This window comes from Peribacillus sp. NPDC056705, from assembly GCF_043656335.1.
In genome coordinates this window covers 1-16022 of the sequence record NZ_JBHTYI010000037.1, presented here as the reverse complement: position 1 = coordinate 16022, position 16022 = coordinate 1, and the positions used below count along the sequence as shown (strand labels likewise).

Below are 16022 nucleotides of genomic sequence, written 5' to 3'. Positions count from 1 at the left end.
CTCTTTCGTATAAGTCTTACTATATTAGAAAAGGTGAACCGCGAATGGTTCACCTTTTCCTCATGGCTCTGATAGTATTGCATGCAAAAAAACAACCAAATAAGGTGGCTCAGTTTCCTGCATATAGAATCCACTATCTTATGTACATTATCTTATTCTAGGAAAATATATTCCGAAAATGACATGATTTTTCCATTTTCATTAATGTGTTTGAGAACCCAGTTTCACGGAAATGGCCTTGGCGGCTTTCGTTACTTTGTCAATCAATTCAGGCAAGCGATCTTCCTGAAATCTTGCTTCAATCCCAGCCACACTAATACCGGCTACTATTTGACCTTTACCATTGAGTATCGGTGCACTCACCGCTTTTGTATAATCCTCAAGTTCTGATGAAGTTATCGTGTAACCATCCACTCTCGCTTCATCCAAAGCATGACGGAGTTTAGTTTTATCCGTTATCGTTCCAATGGCGATTGCTTTTAATTGAACGCTTCCCAAATAATTTTCCCGCTCTTCTTTCGGCAAATATGCTAAGATGATTCGAGAATCGCCAGCGTACAATGGCGAACGTCTTCCAATGGAGGTATAAAGGCGAACAGGATGCAGGGTGTCCACCTTTTCAATATACATCGCTTCATCTTTATCCCTCACAATTAAATTCACTGCTTCTTCAACATCATCCCGAAGGTCTTTCATGATGGGATAGGCGATAGACCTGATATCCAAACGCTCCCCTACCAGTTGACCAAACTGCAGGAATATCAGTCCAAGTGAATAATGGCCATCATCGTCCTTTGTTAAAAACCCCATTTCCTCCAATGATCCCACCATACGATGTAACGACGTTTTCGGCAAATTGGAAAGTTCCATCATTTCATTAAAAGTCAGTGTCGGATGATTTATGAAAAGGGTTAGGATTTGCATGGATTTCACGACGGTCTTGTTATGTGCCTGCATACATTGTCTCCTTCCATGATACATGTTTTCCTTGACTATCATTCTATTATAAAACATGGAGGAAAGGATGTAATACCTTCAGTAAAATATATATTTAAGCGGGAACAAAAAAAGAAAGCCTCTTAAAGAGTACTTTCTCATCATTTTCAACCGGAATTATATATCCAGCCACTTGTTCAGGGCTAAGGAAATCGAAACCTGCAATTCCTTCAACTGCCGTTCTTTTTGCAGCAAAAGCTTTTCAGCCTCCTTTAAGTTCACCCGTGAGAACTGAATGGTTTCACCTGGTTTGACCTGCGCGATAATTGGTAAATCTGCCGTGATCACCTGTGCTATCTTAGGATATCCACCCGTTGTTTGGCTATCCGCAAGGAGAATGATCGGGTTTCCATCAGGAGGAACCTGAACGGACCCATTTGTGACCGCTTCAGATAATAATTCCCCATTATCCTTTAATTCCAGTGTCGGTCCTGATAATCTATATCCCATGCGGTCGGATTGATTGGAAACCTTAAATGCCCCCGCTACAAAACTATCTTTACTTGAATCTGTGAAACTTTCATATTGGCTTCCATCGATGAAACGGATGAGAGGTTTTCCTCCTGGCATGAACTCCTTCTCATTGACAAACCACATTGGGAAGGAAAATGAACCTTTGAATGCCCGATCACGAATAATTTTCGAAGGTTCATTAAACTCCAAGACATCGTCAGCCTTTAGTGCCCTCCCCATATAGCCGCCAATCCCAGCCCTTAGATAGGTGCTTTTACTCCCCATAACTTCAGGAATGGCGAAGCCACCCGACACTGATAAGTGCGCCCTGCAACCTGATTTACACCCTTGAAAGCGAAGAATCGATCCTTTTTTCACCAGAATGGGCTTCCACATCGGTACAGAGTGATTATCGATAGTAGGTGATAAATTTCCACCCGTTATCGAAATCAGGCAATTTTTCTCGATTTTAATGGTCGGACCCATTAAAGTAATTTCCAATGCCGCTTCTCCTTCTTCATTGCCAACCAACATATTGGCAATTCGTAAAGAATGTCCATCCATTGCCCCGCTTACAATCACCCCATGTTGCTGAAATCCTTTTCTTCCAAGATCCTGTATACTAGTCAATAATCCCGGTTTGATTATACGCAGGCTCACTGTAATCCCTCCTTAAGGATCATTTCTTTATATTCTTGATCCGAAATCGGATGGAACTTCACCATGTCTCCTGCTCGTAATAGACTTGGAGGATTTACATTTGGTAAAAATAGTTTGGATGGCGTCTGCCCGATTAATTGCCATCCACCAGGTGTTGATATAGGATATACGCCCGTTTGCATACCGGCGATTCCTACTGCCCCTGCCGGAATGGCCATTCGGGGAGAGGAACGCCTAGGTGTCGCGATTTCTTCCGACATTCCGCCAAGAAACGGGAAACCAGGTGCGAACCCGATCATATAGGCCAAATACTCCCCGGTTGAATGAATGTGAATGACTTCATCAGTAGTCAAATCATTATAACGGGCAACATATTCCAAATCCGGTCCATATTCCTTCCCATAGCACACGGGAATGGAAACTGTTCGATGTGAGAGTTTCTTAGTTTCTTTTAAACTCTTTAATTTCCTTTCCAGGATGGAACGGACCACTTCATAAGGAAATATTTCCGTATCATTGCTTTGTTTTTGATTCTTATAAACAACAAGTGGGTCATAAAACACCGTCAAATTGGTAAAAGCCGGCACACATTCTATAAATCCTGCAAAAGGCTCATCTTCAAGTAAATCCATTAACAATTTTATTTTTTCATGTATGCTGTATTCCATTCCAATCCCGAATGTAATCACGATCGCGGAATCGCCCAAAGGAGAAAGTGTACATGCAGTTATATTCAATAGCTTTTCCGGCATAGGGACTCATCTCTTTCTGTCAGTTATAAAACTCCTAATTTTTCATCACGAATGTCCGTTATGAACATATGTCCAGGTGCATGCGTAATCATGATCTCCGGTTTGGTCTCCATAGCAATGGATTGCGGCGTTACACCACATGCCCAAAACACAGGGACTTCCCCATCACGAATCGTGACCGGATCTCCAAAATCGGGATGCTGAATACTGGAAACACCGATCGCTTCAGGGTCACCAATATGGATTGGAGCCCCATGTACTGCTGGAAACCGCGATGTCACTTGAGTTGCCCTCACAACATCCTTTTGTGGAATCGGCCTCATGCTAGCTACCATTTTCCCATGAAAGATCCCTGCTTCAATGCATGGAATATTTGTTTTATACATAGGTACATTGCATCCCTCTTCAATATGGCGTATCGATATATCATTATTCAAAAGGGCGTGTTCGAATGTAAAGCTGCACCCGATCAAAAATCCAACCATATCGTCTTCCCAGTAGTTTGAGATATCCGTTACTTCTTCCACTAATTCCCCATATTTATATACCCTATATTTAGGTATATCGGTGCGTATATCCCCAGACTTTGCTGCAAATGCGGGAATGGGTGAACCAATTTCCGTAACGTCCAGCAATGGACAGGATTTAGGATTGCGCTGACAGAATAATAAAAAATCAAAAGCATGCTCTTTTTTTAAGATGGCTAAGTTCGCTTGTGCATAACCGTTAGCCATGCCGGCAGTCGGTTTAATCAATTCATTGTTTCGAATCATGGAACGCAACTTAGCCGGGGTAGCTTGGGAAAGATCGATCATTAGTATTCATCTCCTATTTTGAACTGGCAAACCACTTCAACCTATATTTAATGGATATTCGTTCATTAATCATTAAAAAAGTGCGGGCAGTTGTTTCATTAATGTATATACGCCCATTAACGCCATGATGACTACCACGAACACACCGGAAATCGTTAGCCATAAAGGATGCTTATAATCACCCACGATGTTTTTCTTATATGCAGCAATTAGCAATGTTCCAAGAGCAATTGGTAAAATGAGTCCATTGATGGCCCCGACTACTAGCAGCACTTTAACCGGTTGACCAATTAATAGAAAGCAAATAGTCGAAACGATAATAAAACCAATGATTATCCAGTTCGCCTTCTTATTAATTTTTTCGCTGAATGTTCTGATAAATGAAACGGATGTATATGCCGCTCCAACAACTGACGTGATTGCTGCAGCCCACATAACAATACCAAACATTTTATATCCTACATTACCAGCTGCAAGTTGAAAAACGGATGCTGCAGGGTTATCCGAATCAATTTGTAAACCTTTCGATACAACACCCAATACGGCTAGAAATAAGGCAACACGCATGACCGTCGTTATGAGTATCCCCATTACCGAGCTCTTCGTGACCTGTGGTAATGAGTCAACGCCCTTCACGCCTGCATCCAAGAGACGGTGTCCCCCTGCAAAGGTAATATAGCCACCTACAGAACCACCTACTAACGTTACAATTGCTATAATATCGATTTTATCAGGTGCAAAAGTCCTCACTACCGCTTCCCCGACTGGAGGAGAGGTTGTCCAAGCAACGTAAATCATCAAACAAATCATGAAAAATCCGGCAATTTGCGTAAAACGGTCCATCGCTTTTCCTGCTTCTTTCACTACAAAAATCAGTACGGCGATGACTGCACTTATTGCCGCCCCGGTCGTGGGGGATATTCCCGTCATCGCATTTAGACCTAATCCTGCTCCTGCAATATTTCCAATATTAAATGCCAGCCCGCCCATAACGATCAGTGCTGCCAGTACATAGCCCAACCCTGGAAGGACCATGTTTGCAATTTCTTGCCCCCGTTTTTCGGATACAGCAATAATGCGCCATACATTTGTTTGGGCAAATATATCAAGAATGACCGAAATCAGAATGACGAATCCGAAACTTGCCGCAAGACTTTGGGTATAAACGGTTGTTTGCATTAAAAAACCGGGTCCTATTGCCGACGTTGCCATTAGGAATGCTGCACCTAACAATAAAGTGCGGTTTATTTTTGGCTTATTTGGATTCTTATCCTGTGCTGTTGTATTTTTAATTGGCTCCAATGGAAACTACCTCCTGATGGTTTTGGTTTTTCAAGAAAAGGACTTGACTGTTATTTCAGATAATTGTAAAGATTCTTTAACATGCCGAGCAAAGGATAAAGCATGTGCCCCGTCCCCATGAATACAAATGGTATCTGCTTTTAAAGCCACATCCGAGCCTTGTTGAGACAGAACCTTTCCCTCCTTCACCATGCGAATGACTTGCGCAACGGCATCATCATCGTTTTCGATCAATGCGTCCTTTTCCAATCGGGAAGTCAATGAACCATCATGCTGATAGGTACGATCGGCAAATACTTCACTCCCGGTTTGCAATCCGATAGCCTGTCCGGCACGTATTAATTCACTGCCTGACAAACCAAATAAGATAAGCTCGGGATTCACTTTATACACCGCTTCGGCAATGGCCATTGATAACTCTTTATTCTTTGCGGCCATATTGTACAAAGCCCCATGCGGTTTCACATGCTGCATACTTCCGCCTTCGGATTGCAGAAAACCATTTAATGCACCAATTTGATAGACGACAATATCATAAGCTTCCTGTGGTGAAATATTCATATTGCGCCTTCCAAATCCTATTAAATCCTGTAAACCTGGGTGGGCTCCAATTTTCACATTTTTCCCCAAAGCAAGCTGAACCGTTTTTCTCATGACGGTCGGATCACCAGCGTGGAATCCACAAGCTACATTGACAGATGTTACATAATCCAAAATCTCTTGATCATTACCAATACGGTAAGCGCCAAAACTTTCTCCTAAATCACAATTCAAATCAACCGTGTTCATACGACCTTCTCCTTTATTAACAAAAATTTCAGTAAATAATCCATATGAATATGTAGGTACTCATTCATTCACTCAATACTACAAGTTCCGAAATTCGGAATTCTAGTTTCGCATTTCGGAATATTCTCATTCTATCATATTCTAATTATTTCGACAATACTTTGTTAGATAACCTAACATTAAATTTGGATTCAAGAAGAGCTCTTCATAAATATTACAATAAAAAAAGCCGTTGTTTCCTTTGGAAGAAAGCAACGGCCATGATTAGAGGATTAAGGTGTGAAGCATATTATGACATTTAATTATTGAATCGATTAATAGAAAACAATGAAATATCTTCCTTGCTAGTACCGGAGATAATCAAGTCACTCAAAATTTCACCCATGACACTGCTGAATTTAAAACCGTGTCCAGAGAAACCTGCTGCTATAGCAATGTGTGGATAATAAGGATGTTTATCCACTATAAAATGCTCATCAGGGGTCATGGTGTAGATGCAAGTTTTCCCATATTTCATTTTTTGATCAGCAGGCATATATTTCCGTAAAAACTTCAACAAATCACCCACATCATCATCCAATTCACCAAACCCTTCAATACAGCCATCAGGATTTATACGGTTTCCTCCATCATGTCTCCCTATCTTCAATCCAGAACCATTTATACTAGGAAAGCCATAGTATGTACCAACTGAAGTATCAAAAGAAAAAGCCGGAAAATCATTATGATTATATAATTTTTCATTTGCATGAAACCAAGCAAATGTTTTTCTAATGGGTTCTAGCGGCAGGTCTAAATTTAACATCCCCAGTATTTTCGGCGCCCATGCCCCAACTGCAACCACTAAAGATTCTGAGTGGAATGTCTGTTCATCCGTTTTAACCGTGACCCCCTCACCATGAACAACTATCTTCCTTACTTCACTGTTTACAATGATGTCGGCACCATTAGATTTCGCAAGTTGTTGATACGCACTTATGCACTCTTCACTTTTCAACACGCCAGAAGTCGATTCATAGCACCCAATGTAATCTTCTGGCAGTGTTATACCAGGCCATCTATCATGAATTTCATGTGAATCCAATATTTCCATAGGTAAACCATATTCCATTGCCCCCGCTTTCACTTGTTTAATGAAAGTGGAATTTTCGCTTCCAGCATTCAGGACCCCCGTTGGAAAAAATAATTGTTCCCCCGAATTTCTTTCCAATTCACCCCATAGCTTTTGGGCTTTAAGTGCCAACGAAACATACTCCCTTCCTTCACCATAAGCATGTCTAATAATTCTTGTTTCCCCGTGATGGCTGCCCTTATTATGAGGAGGAGCAAAGGAATCCAATAATAATACTTTTTGTCCTTTTTTTGAAAGGTAATATCCTGAAGACATTCCCATAGATCCAGCTCCAAATACAATTACATCATAGTGCATCTTGCATCCCTCCTCTTTTAAATATGAACCTTCTTTTTTAAAAAAGGAAGCCACTTTACCTTATAAAATAAAGTAAAACAGCTTCCACATGGTTTTTTAGAACTCTATTTCCCCGATTTTCATTTCAACGAGCTTCACTATTTCTCCTTCATGAATTTGCCGATAAACCGCTTCAATGTCAGGATGGAATAAGCGGTCTTCTTCAACCATCGGGACTTCGCTCCGAACTAAATGATATACCCCCTCCGTGACCGGTGACGGTTTCAATGGCTGATGAAAATCCATTGCTTGCGTTGCCGTCATCAGTTCAATGGCTAAAATATATTCAAGTTTCTTCGAAATCCGATAGGCTTTCTTCGAAGCGAAATAGGCAAAACTTATCACGTCTTCTTGATTTGCGCATGTAGGGATATTATCTATAGTGGCTGGATGCGATAACACCCTGATTTCATTCAGTAGCCCGGCAGCAGTATATTGTGGAATCATGTAGCCACTATTCAATCCTGGATTAACCACTAAGAAATTAGGTAATTCACTAAGGTGATGGTTTACAAGCCGATCTATTCTGCGTTCTGTTATTTTTGCTAAGTTTGCTAGCGCTATGGAAATCGCATCCGCATATATCCCAACAAATGAACCATCAAAATTTCCAGCCATTAGTGCAATTCCATCTTCCTCTTCCGGAAAAATCAGAGGATTGTCACTTACGGAATTCATTTCATTCTCAATCGAAACAGCAGCGTCTTTCAATACTCTTTTTATCGCTCCATGGACTTGTGGGATGCATCGTAAGCTTAGTGCATCTTGTAATCTATGATCCTGGTATGTATCAATGATTTGGCTACCTTCAAGAATCCTTGTTACATTTCTAGCTGTCATTGCCTGTTCCTCATGTTTTTTCAATGCATGGGGACGGGGATCAAATGCTTTTATTGTACCTTTTAGCACTTCTAAGGACATAGCTCCCGTAATGTCCGCGGTTTTCGCTGCTTGCATGCTATTGTGTAAAGCCAGAACGGCCATCGCAGTGACGGAAGGAGTTCCGCTTATAAGAGCCAGTCCTTCTTTACACCCAAGCGTAACTGGCTTCAATCCAGCTTGCGCTAACGCATCCTTTCCCGGGAGAAGCTCATCATTGTACCACGCCCGCCCCTCTCCGATCACCAATAAGGACATGTGTGCTTCAGGAGACAGATACCCCACAGACCCTTCACCTGGAACATAGGGAAGTATATCGTGATTCAACAGTGAAGCGATCAGATTTAAAACTTGTAAACGGACTCCTGAATAGCCCTGGCCTAAATTCACAAGGATCATCAATTGAATGGCTCTTACGACTTCTTTTTCAAGAGTTTCCCCTACTGAAACAGCATGTGAACGAACAATATTACGTTGAAGGGTTTCTGCGTCCTGTGGGGAAATCACTTCTGTCATATTACTGCCAAAACCAGTCGTTACACCGTAAATCAATCTATTATCATCCAAAAACTTTTCTATTAAGCTTCGTGATGTATTTACTCTTTCACAATATGACTCAGTGAAAGTAACTTTTGCACCATATCTTGCAACCGCAATTACCTCTTGGATCGAAATCGCACCATCCCCTAGTGCCACCTCTTTAATATCCATAGGATGTGAACAATTAGTAGTTTTCATCCTTACACATCTCTCCTCTCATATGACTCATCAAGAAGGAGAAAAAAGTTTTGGTCCTTCTCATTTATTTGCTTGAAAATTAATCTTATGTTATTTTTTCATTTTTAGTAAAGGGAATATCGGTTTCCATCGGAGGGTGCCCCGCTTCAAGTAAAGGATTACTGGCATCATTAAGTGAAAGCGATTTTGTCTCAGGTGCCCAAGCGATCGATACGATCAAGCCGACCAGCAGAATGGCTGCCATTCCTGCCATTGATGCACTTAATCCAAATGAACTTAAAGAAACAGGCAGCAGGAATGTTCCAATCGCAGAACCAATTCGACTAATTGCCGTAACCATGCCTATTCCCGATCCACGAATCTCAGTTGGAAAAAGCTCTGCTGGGTATACTAATGTAAGGTTCGATGCTGCTGACATGAAAAAAGTAAAGATCAAAAAGGCTATCAGCATTAAGAATTGAGAACTATTGTGTAATAAGCTGAGTGAAAACAATGAAACTGTAAGGATTGTAAATGCCCCGATTGTGAACCCTCTACGAGAAAATTTTGCAAGCAACCAAAGACCAACAATTGCCCCAACAAGCAAGAATAAGTTCAGCATCGTATCGGCAAAAAAGTTTTGTTCAAAACCCATTGTACTTAGTATGGACGGCAGGAAAGTGTAAATGGCAAAGTACGGAATAACAAGAGTTAATTTGAATATTCCGCCAAAAGCCATACGCTTACGAAGCTTTTTACTGAAAAGTCCACGAAACCCTAAAGTCTTTTGGTTTTCAGTGCCAGTCGTCATTTCTCCCATTTCAACGTTCGGTCCAAGGTGTTTTTTTACAATTTGGCGAGCTTCTTCGACACGCCCCATGCTAACAAGCCATCTTGGTGATTCAGGCGTTCCTATTCTTAAGATTAAAACCACAATAGCTGGAATGGCAGCGCTGACAAGCATCCAACGCCATGAGTCTGAACCACCCTGCCCCAGGTAATGACCAACAAAGTTCGATGCTACATATCCAATCGTCCATACTACGTTTATGGACGCGAGGAGCGAGGAGCGGTACTTTTTTGGCGAAAACTCGGCGAGTAAAGTAGTACCGACAGCGTAATCCCCTCCAAGTCCAAAACCGATTAGCAACCGTAAAATAAACAGCTCTTCTGGACTGCTGACAAAAAATTGTAAAATAGTAGCTACAGTAATAAGTAAAAAGTTTACGAGAAAGATTTTCTGTCTGCCTACACGATCGGAAAGTCTTCCAAGAATTAAAGATCCAGCAAACAGACCGATTAAAGCAGAACTGCCGATCAGCCCTGTCCACATCGCATTCATATTCATTTGAGGCCCGAATACTGTCAGGGCCATCGCGATAATCCCAAGGGAATAGCCATCACAGAAGCTTGATCCGAAGGTAAGTCCAGCAATTCGAAAATGAAACTTTTTAAATGGAGCATCGTCTATCGTGTATTTTTGTTCGTTCAAAGAATCCCCTCCATTTTTTGATTTATCAGATTTATGGATCAAAAAAATCTATACTGTAATACTCCGGTATTAAACTTGAAATGAAATGAATGGATTTCAGTTCACACTAAATAATGACATTTTACTGACCTTCCTAACATGGAATGTACACCTGCATGTTTGTTAAACATCTAGCACTTACAGGTAGTTTTCATTTTATGGTTAAGACTCGTACTAAAATTCAACATAGAGTATTATGAAATAGTATTCTTTTTATGATTTATATCAACCCATTATACCTTTTAATTTCTATTTCATTTTGAAAATATAGTTTTAGGATTCGATCAATTGTTTATCATTGAAATAAATGACTTCACTAAGGATTTTACAGCCTTCTATTACCTCAAATTTTTCCCTAGCTTCCTTTTCTGTGGTAAACTCAAACATTTTTATGCCATTTTTCGATTGGATAGTGATTACCCACATAAAATTCCCTCCACATGGAAGATTAATTTCCCGATTTCCTGAAACACTTTCATTTAATTTCACTGTAAAGCAGTAAAGTGTTGAACGCTGCCAATGGGTAGGATGATAAATCACCATCCTACTATTCAACACCATTACATGTGGATAAATACTACTTCTAAAAGCCCAATTCATCTGCTGAAATGGAAGATCAAGGCCATACCTTTTTTAGTGATTTTTAAAGGCCATTCAGGCTTTAGTAATCACTCTTCACAAATGGCGTTAAAGAGGGTTTTTACTCGACAAATTCATGCTCACGGCCTTTATTATATCCTTTGGAACCGCACGGGCTCTCTTAATAAGTAGGAACTAGATCAATCGGATGCTCCTCTTGTAAACTTCTTCTGAAAGTGAAAAACATAATCCGTAATCAATATACATCCATTTATGCCTTATATTAGCTAACCATATTAGTGGTGGTTTCCGATGAATTGCCTCGTTTGCCAGGCTTCACGAATACCATGGCTAACATGCCGATCGTGACGGCTATTGATGCTGCAATAAACATGGCATTATATCCATATATGGCGACAAGACTTCCAGTCAAGGTAGGGGCAATTATGGTAGCCAGATTCGCAATGAAATGAGTTACCCCGCCAAATGTTCCAGCTTTATTCGGTTCTGTATCCAGAACCACGATCCAATAAATGGAATTAGGCAAATAGTTAAAGGCATTTCCGATACACATTAAAGCAAGTACGGCCGCCGCACTTTCGACAGTCGGAATCAACATAAAACATACAGCTGTACAAAATAAGGAGACTACTGTAAACCAAGATCTGGCAATACGTAAATTCCCTGTTTTCCTTCGTAATATATCCGAGATTTTACCACCCAATAACCCAGTGATAATAGCTCCTACCCAGGGAATCATACCAATATATGAAAGAGAAGAAAGTGAATAATTAAATTCATCTTGCAGATATTTGGGGGTCCATGTAAGTAATAGAATATTTACATATAAAAAGGCAAAATATCCAATTGCATTAAATACTAACGTAGGGTTTTTAAAAAAATGGTACCATGGTACATTTATTTGTTCGTCTAATTTCGTCTCACCTTTTATTAAATTATCTGCTCTTCGAATTTCTTCTAGTTCGGTTTTCGAGACTCTTGGATGATCTTCAGGTAAGTTTGTAAATACTTTGTTCCAAATTGCTACCCAAATAAAACCTAATATACCGAGAATAACAAATGTTACTTTCCAGTTAGTGAATGTTAGAAGACCTACTACGATGGGTGCAGTAATCAATGCTCCAATTGGCGTTCCCACTAATCCAAGAGCTACAGCAAACCCTTTTTCTTTAGGAGATACCCAGTTTGCCATCGTTCGGTTCATCGTTGATAATGTAGGTCCTTCAGCTAATCCAAATAAAACACGAAACACCGCAAATCCTGCCAAGGCAGAGCCTCCAAATAATGCTGCACCTATGTGACCTGCGAATATTGTCCCAATTTCAAAAAAAGACCATGTAGTTCCGGCAATGATCCACATGAATTTAGGACCTTTCTTATCTGCTAAAGCACCACCAAATAGTGCACCGAATATATATCCATATCCAAAATACCCCAGGATTGCCCCCCAACTTACTGGATCTAAATTGAACTCCTTGATTATTTCAGCTTGGGCATATGAAAGTGCACCTCTATCAATATAATTTATGATTGTAATAACAATAATCATAAAAATGATAAAATAACGATAGTTATTTCTCAACATGTAATCACTCCTAGATGTTTGTTAGAGAGCAGCAATACTGACTGATTTTAAACATAAAAAACAGTAATCTTAAGACCCTAAATCTAGTTTGCATTTTGCAGCCTGTAATAAATTACAGCCATGAATACCCTGGTCTTTACTGTTCCGCCCACCATAGATAAGATCGGATCAAGACAGAAAAACATGACAAGCGGATACCACCATGGATAGAAGCATGTATACCAGTGCAACTGAAATATCAGATACATTTCTTGCTTTGGCAACATGGAATACTGTTAGATCATATTGTACGTATCAAAGCCTTTTTACATCCGCCAAAACTCCAGCGGATGTAAAGAGGCTCCTGATACATAGAAGTTCATTAATGGGCGTTTCATGAGAGATCCGGTCAACCTAATGAAGGGTCGATGGGTATAGCCTCTCTACTTTTAGTGAATTTTATAGACCAGTAAGGCTTTTGGAATCAGTCTTCACTTTATCATTCACTACTTGCACACCATTTTTCCATACAGATTTAACGTGATTGACCCCAAATAAATATTGCAACTCCTGATAGTTTTCAACATTCCATAAAACGACATCAGCTTGTTTTCCGACTTCGAGGGAACCGACCCTTTCTTCCCTGTTGATTGCACAAGCAGCATTGTATGTCGCCGCCGTCAGAGCTTCTGCAGGGGTAAGCCGCATCGAAATGCATGCCAGATTCATGACAAGCGGCATGGATGTCGTCGGTGAAGATCCGGGATTGCAATCTGTCGAAATGGCAACAGCCACACCTTCATCAACCATTCGCCTTCCAGGGGCCGCTTCTTCTCGTAAATACAAGGCGGTGGCTGGAAGCAAGCAGGCAATGGTGCCTGACTTCGCCATAGCAGTAATCCCCTCATCGGAAGCTTTTAACAAATGCTCAGCTGAAATGGCTCCTATCTTCGCAGCTAATTCAGCTCCACCGTATGGCTCAATTTCATCAGCATGAATTTTAGGGATCAAGCCATACTTTTTCCCCGCATTTAAAATCCGCTCTGATTGTTCAGGGGTAAAAACCCCCTTTTCACAAAAGACATCATTGAATTCAGCAAGCTTTTCTTCAGAGACGATTGGAAGCATATCATTAATCAGATGATCGACAAATTCATCCTCGCGGCCTTTATAATCCTTTGGAACCGCATGGGCTCCCATAAAAGTCGGAACTAGATCGATCGGGTGCTCTTCCTGTAACTTCTTCATCACCCGCAACTGCTTCAATTCGGTTTCCAAATTCATACCGTAACCGCTTTTACCTTCTACTGTAGTCACGCCATGAGCGAGAAACGAATCAAGTCGACGCATGGTTTGCTCCATCAATTCTTCTTCACTTGCTTCCCTTGTCATGCGGGTGGTGGCATGAATGCCCCCACCTGCGTTCATAATGTCCATATATGTTGCGCCTTCAAGACGCATTTCAAATTCACGTTCCCGACTCCCGCCATATACAACATGCGTATGTGGGTCAACTAGCCCAGGTGTCACCAAATGGCCAGTTGCATCAAAGACTTCAGCTTCATGCATTCTATCTGCATAGAGTTCTTCCAATTCTTTGGTCGTACCGATCGCTTGGATTAAACCAGATTCCATCCATATACTTCCATCTGCAATCAACCCAAGCTCTGACATTGCCTCTTTAGAACGAGGACCTTTCCTATCGGAGGTAAGGGTTGCAAGTTGAGCGGCATGTTTTATCCAAATTGGTTTTGTCATTTTTTATCAATTCCTTTATCAAGCATCGGGATATTAATACCTCTTTCACGTGCTGTTTCCTCTGCCAGTTCATATCCTGCGTCAACATGACGCACTACACCCATCCCAGGGTCAGTTGTCAGCACCCTCTCAATCCTGGCTGCTGCTTCTTTTGTGCCATCTGCCACAATTACAACGCCTGCATGCATGGAGTAACCCATTCCTACGCCGCCGCCATGATGTACGGAAACCCAGGTTGCACCGCCAACTGCATTCACCATTGCATTTAAGATCGGCCAGTCAGCCACTACATCGGAACCATCCTTCATGGCTTCCGTTTCACGATTCGGCGAAGCAACAGAGCCAGAATCCAAATGGTCACGACCAATCACGATCGGGGCCTTCAATTCACCGCTTGCAACCATATCATTGAGGATTTTACCAAAACGGGCGCGCTCCCCATAACCAAGCCAGCATATGCGGGAAGGCAGACCTTGGAACTGAATTTTTTCTTGAGCCATTCTGATCCAGTTACATAAATGTTCATTATCAGCGAATTCGCGTAAAATGGCTTGGTCTGTTTTATAAATATCTTCTGGATCCCCAGATAAAGCCACCCAGCGGAAAGGACCTTTACCTTCACAGAATTGTGGACGGATATAAGCTGGAACGAAGCCCGGGAAGTCAAAAGCATTCTCTACCCCTTCATCCTTCGCAACTTGACGGATATTGTTGCCATAATCAAACGTCACGGCTCCTTTTTCCATCATTTCAAGCATCGCTCTTACATGTTTGGCCATTGAAGCTTTAGAGAGTTCAATATACTTTTCTGGATCCGAATTTCGTAACTCTGCCGCTTCCACCATTGACAGGCCTGAAGGAGTATATCCATTTAGCGGATCATGGGCCGAAGTCTGATCCGTCAAGACATCAGGGATGAAGTTCCTTGCGATCATTTCCGGCAGAATATCTGAAGCATTCCCAATCAAACCAATCGATAATGCTTTCCCTGCAAGTTTAGCTTCATTGGCTAAACGAATGGCTTCATCCAATGAATCCGTTTTCACGTCGGTATAACGAGTCTCAATCCTCCTGTCAATTCTTGTCTCATCTACATCGATCCCGATACAGACACCACCGTTCATCGTTACTGCCAGCGGCTGTGCCCCTCCCATTCCTCCTAAACCTGCCGTTAGTGTAATGGTGCCTTTTAACGAGTTATTGAAATGTTGTTTTGCAAGCTCGGCAAAGGTCTCGTATGTACCTTGTACGATCCCTTGAGATCCGATATATATCCAGCTGCCAGCTGTCATCTGCCCATACATCATCAATCCCTTTTTATCAAGTTCATGGAATGTTTCCCAGTTCGCGTATGCAGGGACGATATTTGAATTTGCAAGCAGGACACGTGGTGCATCCGAATGCGTTTTAAAAATGGCCACCGGTTTCCCTGATTGGACAAGTAAAGTTTCATCTTCTTCAAGCTCTTTTAGTGATTTGACGATTGCATCAAAGCATTCCCAGTTACGAGCTGCTTTCCCAATCCCTCCGTATACCACCAAATCTTCCGGACGTTCAGCAACTTCAGGATCCAAATTATTCATGAGCATTCTAAGCACTGCTTCTTGTTGCCATCCTTTAGTATGCAATTCTGTTCCAGTATACCGGATAACCTTGTTTGTAATCGTGTTCATTTTCATTTCCCCCTTGTTTTTGTTATATATTCATTCTATAAGGAAAATTCAGATTAATTTATTAT

The 16022-nt window shown here is 41.3% G+C and carries 13 protein-coding genes; all 13 read right to left on the bottom strand.

Features of this window, described 5'->3' with window-relative positions; translation table 11 throughout:
• Window positions 1-201 precede the first annotated feature (201 nt).
• Complete coding sequence (locus tag ACFRAK_RS24465; protein ID WP_387595728.1) at window positions 202-957, bottom strand: IclR family transcriptional regulator; 756 nt, start codon at window positions 955-957, stop codon at window positions 202-204.
• Window positions 958-1113: 156 nt separating this feature from the next.
• Window positions 1114-2109, bottom strand: coding sequence for a 5-oxoprolinase subunit C family protein (locus ACFRAK_RS24460; RefSeq protein ID WP_387595726.1), 996 nt, complete (start codon window positions 2107-2109; stop codon window positions 1114-1116).
• Entirely contained in the window at window positions 2106-2861 is a 756-nt protein-coding gene (gene pxpB / locus ACFRAK_RS24455; RefSeq protein ID WP_394572682.1) for a 5-oxoprolinase subunit PxpB, read from the bottom strand. The genes ACFRAK_RS24460 and pxpB overlap by 4 nt, the downstream gene beginning before the upstream one ends.
• A 23-nt stretch (window positions 2862-2884) precedes the next feature.
• On the bottom strand, window positions 2885-3676 hold the full coding sequence (locus ACFRAK_RS24450; protein WP_387595720.1) for a putative hydro-lyase: 792 nt from the start codon (window positions 3674-3676) through the stop codon (window positions 2885-2887).
• A gap of 72 nt (window positions 3677-3748) precedes the next feature.
• On the bottom strand, window positions 3749-4888 hold the full coding sequence (locus ACFRAK_RS24445; RefSeq protein WP_387596064.1) for an NRAMP family divalent metal transporter: 1140 nt from the start codon (window positions 4886-4888) through the stop codon (window positions 3749-3751).
• Window positions 4889-5008: 120 nt separating this feature from the next.
• On the bottom strand, window positions 5009-5767 hold the full coding sequence (gene pxpA / locus ACFRAK_RS24440; RefSeq protein ID WP_387595717.1) for a 5-oxoprolinase subunit PxpA: 759 nt from the start codon (window positions 5765-5767) through the stop codon (window positions 5009-5011).
• Between the two features lie 298 nt (window positions 5768-6065).
• Window positions 6066-7196, bottom strand: a complete 1131-nt coding sequence (gene solA / locus ACFRAK_RS24435; protein WP_394572681.1) for an N-methyl-L-tryptophan oxidase — start codon at window positions 7194-7196, stop codon at window positions 6066-6068.
• 96 nt (window positions 7197-7292) lie between these two features.
• A complete protein-coding gene (hutH, locus tag ACFRAK_RS24430) occupies window positions 7293-8852 on the bottom strand; it encodes a histidine ammonia-lyase (RefSeq protein ID WP_394572680.1) in 1560 nt (519 codons plus the stop codon).
• An 85-nt stretch (window positions 8853-8937) separates the two neighbouring features.
• Window positions 8938-10323: an MFS transporter gene (locus ACFRAK_RS24425; RefSeq protein WP_394572679.1), complete on the bottom strand. Its 1386-nt coding sequence runs from the start codon at window positions 10321-10323 to the stop codon at window positions 8938-8940.
• A gap of 312 nt (window positions 10324-10635) precedes the next feature.
• Window positions 10636-10788 carry a hypothetical protein gene (locus tag ACFRAK_RS24420; protein ID WP_394572678.1) on the bottom strand — a complete coding sequence of 51 codons (153 nt, stop codon included), beginning with the start codon at window positions 10786-10788 and terminating at the stop codon, window positions 10636-10638.
• Between the two features lie 436 nt (window positions 10789-11224).
• A complete protein-coding gene (locus ACFRAK_RS24415) occupies window positions 11225-12547 on the bottom strand; it encodes an MFS transporter (protein WP_387707485.1) in 1323 nt (440 codons plus the stop codon).
• Window positions 12548-12985: 438 nt separating this feature from the next.
• Window positions 12986-14284, bottom strand: coding sequence for an imidazolonepropionase (gene hutI, locus ACFRAK_RS24410; RefSeq protein ID WP_387595713.1), 1299 nt, complete (start codon window positions 14282-14284; stop codon window positions 12986-12988).
• Window positions 14281-15957, bottom strand: coding sequence for a urocanate hydratase (gene hutU / locus ACFRAK_RS24405; protein WP_342615593.1), 1677 nt, complete (start codon window positions 15955-15957; stop codon window positions 14281-14283). The genes hutI and hutU overlap by 4 nt, the downstream gene beginning before the upstream one ends.
• Window positions 15958-16022 lie beyond the last annotated feature (65 nt).

Excerpts from the sequence above, each read along its gene's own strand:
- pxpA (WP_387595717.1), bottom strand. The coding sequence starts at position 5,767 with ATGAACACGGTTGATTTGAATTGTGATTTAGGAGAAAGTTTTGGCGCT.
- hutI (WP_387595713.1), bottom strand. The coding sequence starts at position 14,284 with ATGACAAAACCAATTTGGATAAAACATGCCGCTCAACTTGCAACCCTT.
- pxpB (WP_394572682.1), bottom strand. The coding sequence starts at position 2,861 with ATGCCGGAAAAGCTATTGAATATAACTGCATGTACACTTTCTCCTTTG.
- solA (WP_394572681.1), bottom strand. The coding sequence starts at position 7,196 with ATGCACTATGATGTAATTGTATTTGGAGCTGGATCTATGGGAATGTCT.
- ACFRAK_RS24450 (WP_387595720.1), bottom strand. The coding sequence starts at position 3,676 with ATGATCGATCTTTCCCAAGCTACCCCGGCTAAGTTGCGTTCCATGATT.
- hutH (WP_394572680.1), bottom strand. The coding sequence starts at position 8,852 with ATGAAAACTACTAATTGTTCACATCCTATGGATATTAAAGAGGTGGCA.
- ACFRAK_RS24420 (WP_394572678.1), bottom strand. The coding sequence starts at position 10,788 with ATGTGGGTAATCACTATCCAATCGAAAAATGGCATAAAAATGTTTGAG.
- ACFRAK_RS24465 (WP_387595728.1), bottom strand. The coding sequence starts at position 957 with ATGCAGGCACATAACAAGACCGTCGTGAAATCCATGCAAATCCTAACC.
- ACFRAK_RS24415 (WP_387707485.1), bottom strand. The coding sequence starts at position 12,547 with ATGTTGAGAAATAACTATCGTTATTTTATCATTTTTATGATTATTGTT.
- ACFRAK_RS24445 (WP_387596064.1), bottom strand. The coding sequence starts at position 4,888 with ATGGCAACGTCGGCAATAGGACCCGGTTTTTTAATGCAAACAACCGTT.
- hutU (WP_342615593.1), bottom strand. The coding sequence starts at position 15,957 with ATGAACACGATTACAAACAAGGTTATCCGGTATACTGGAACAGAATTG.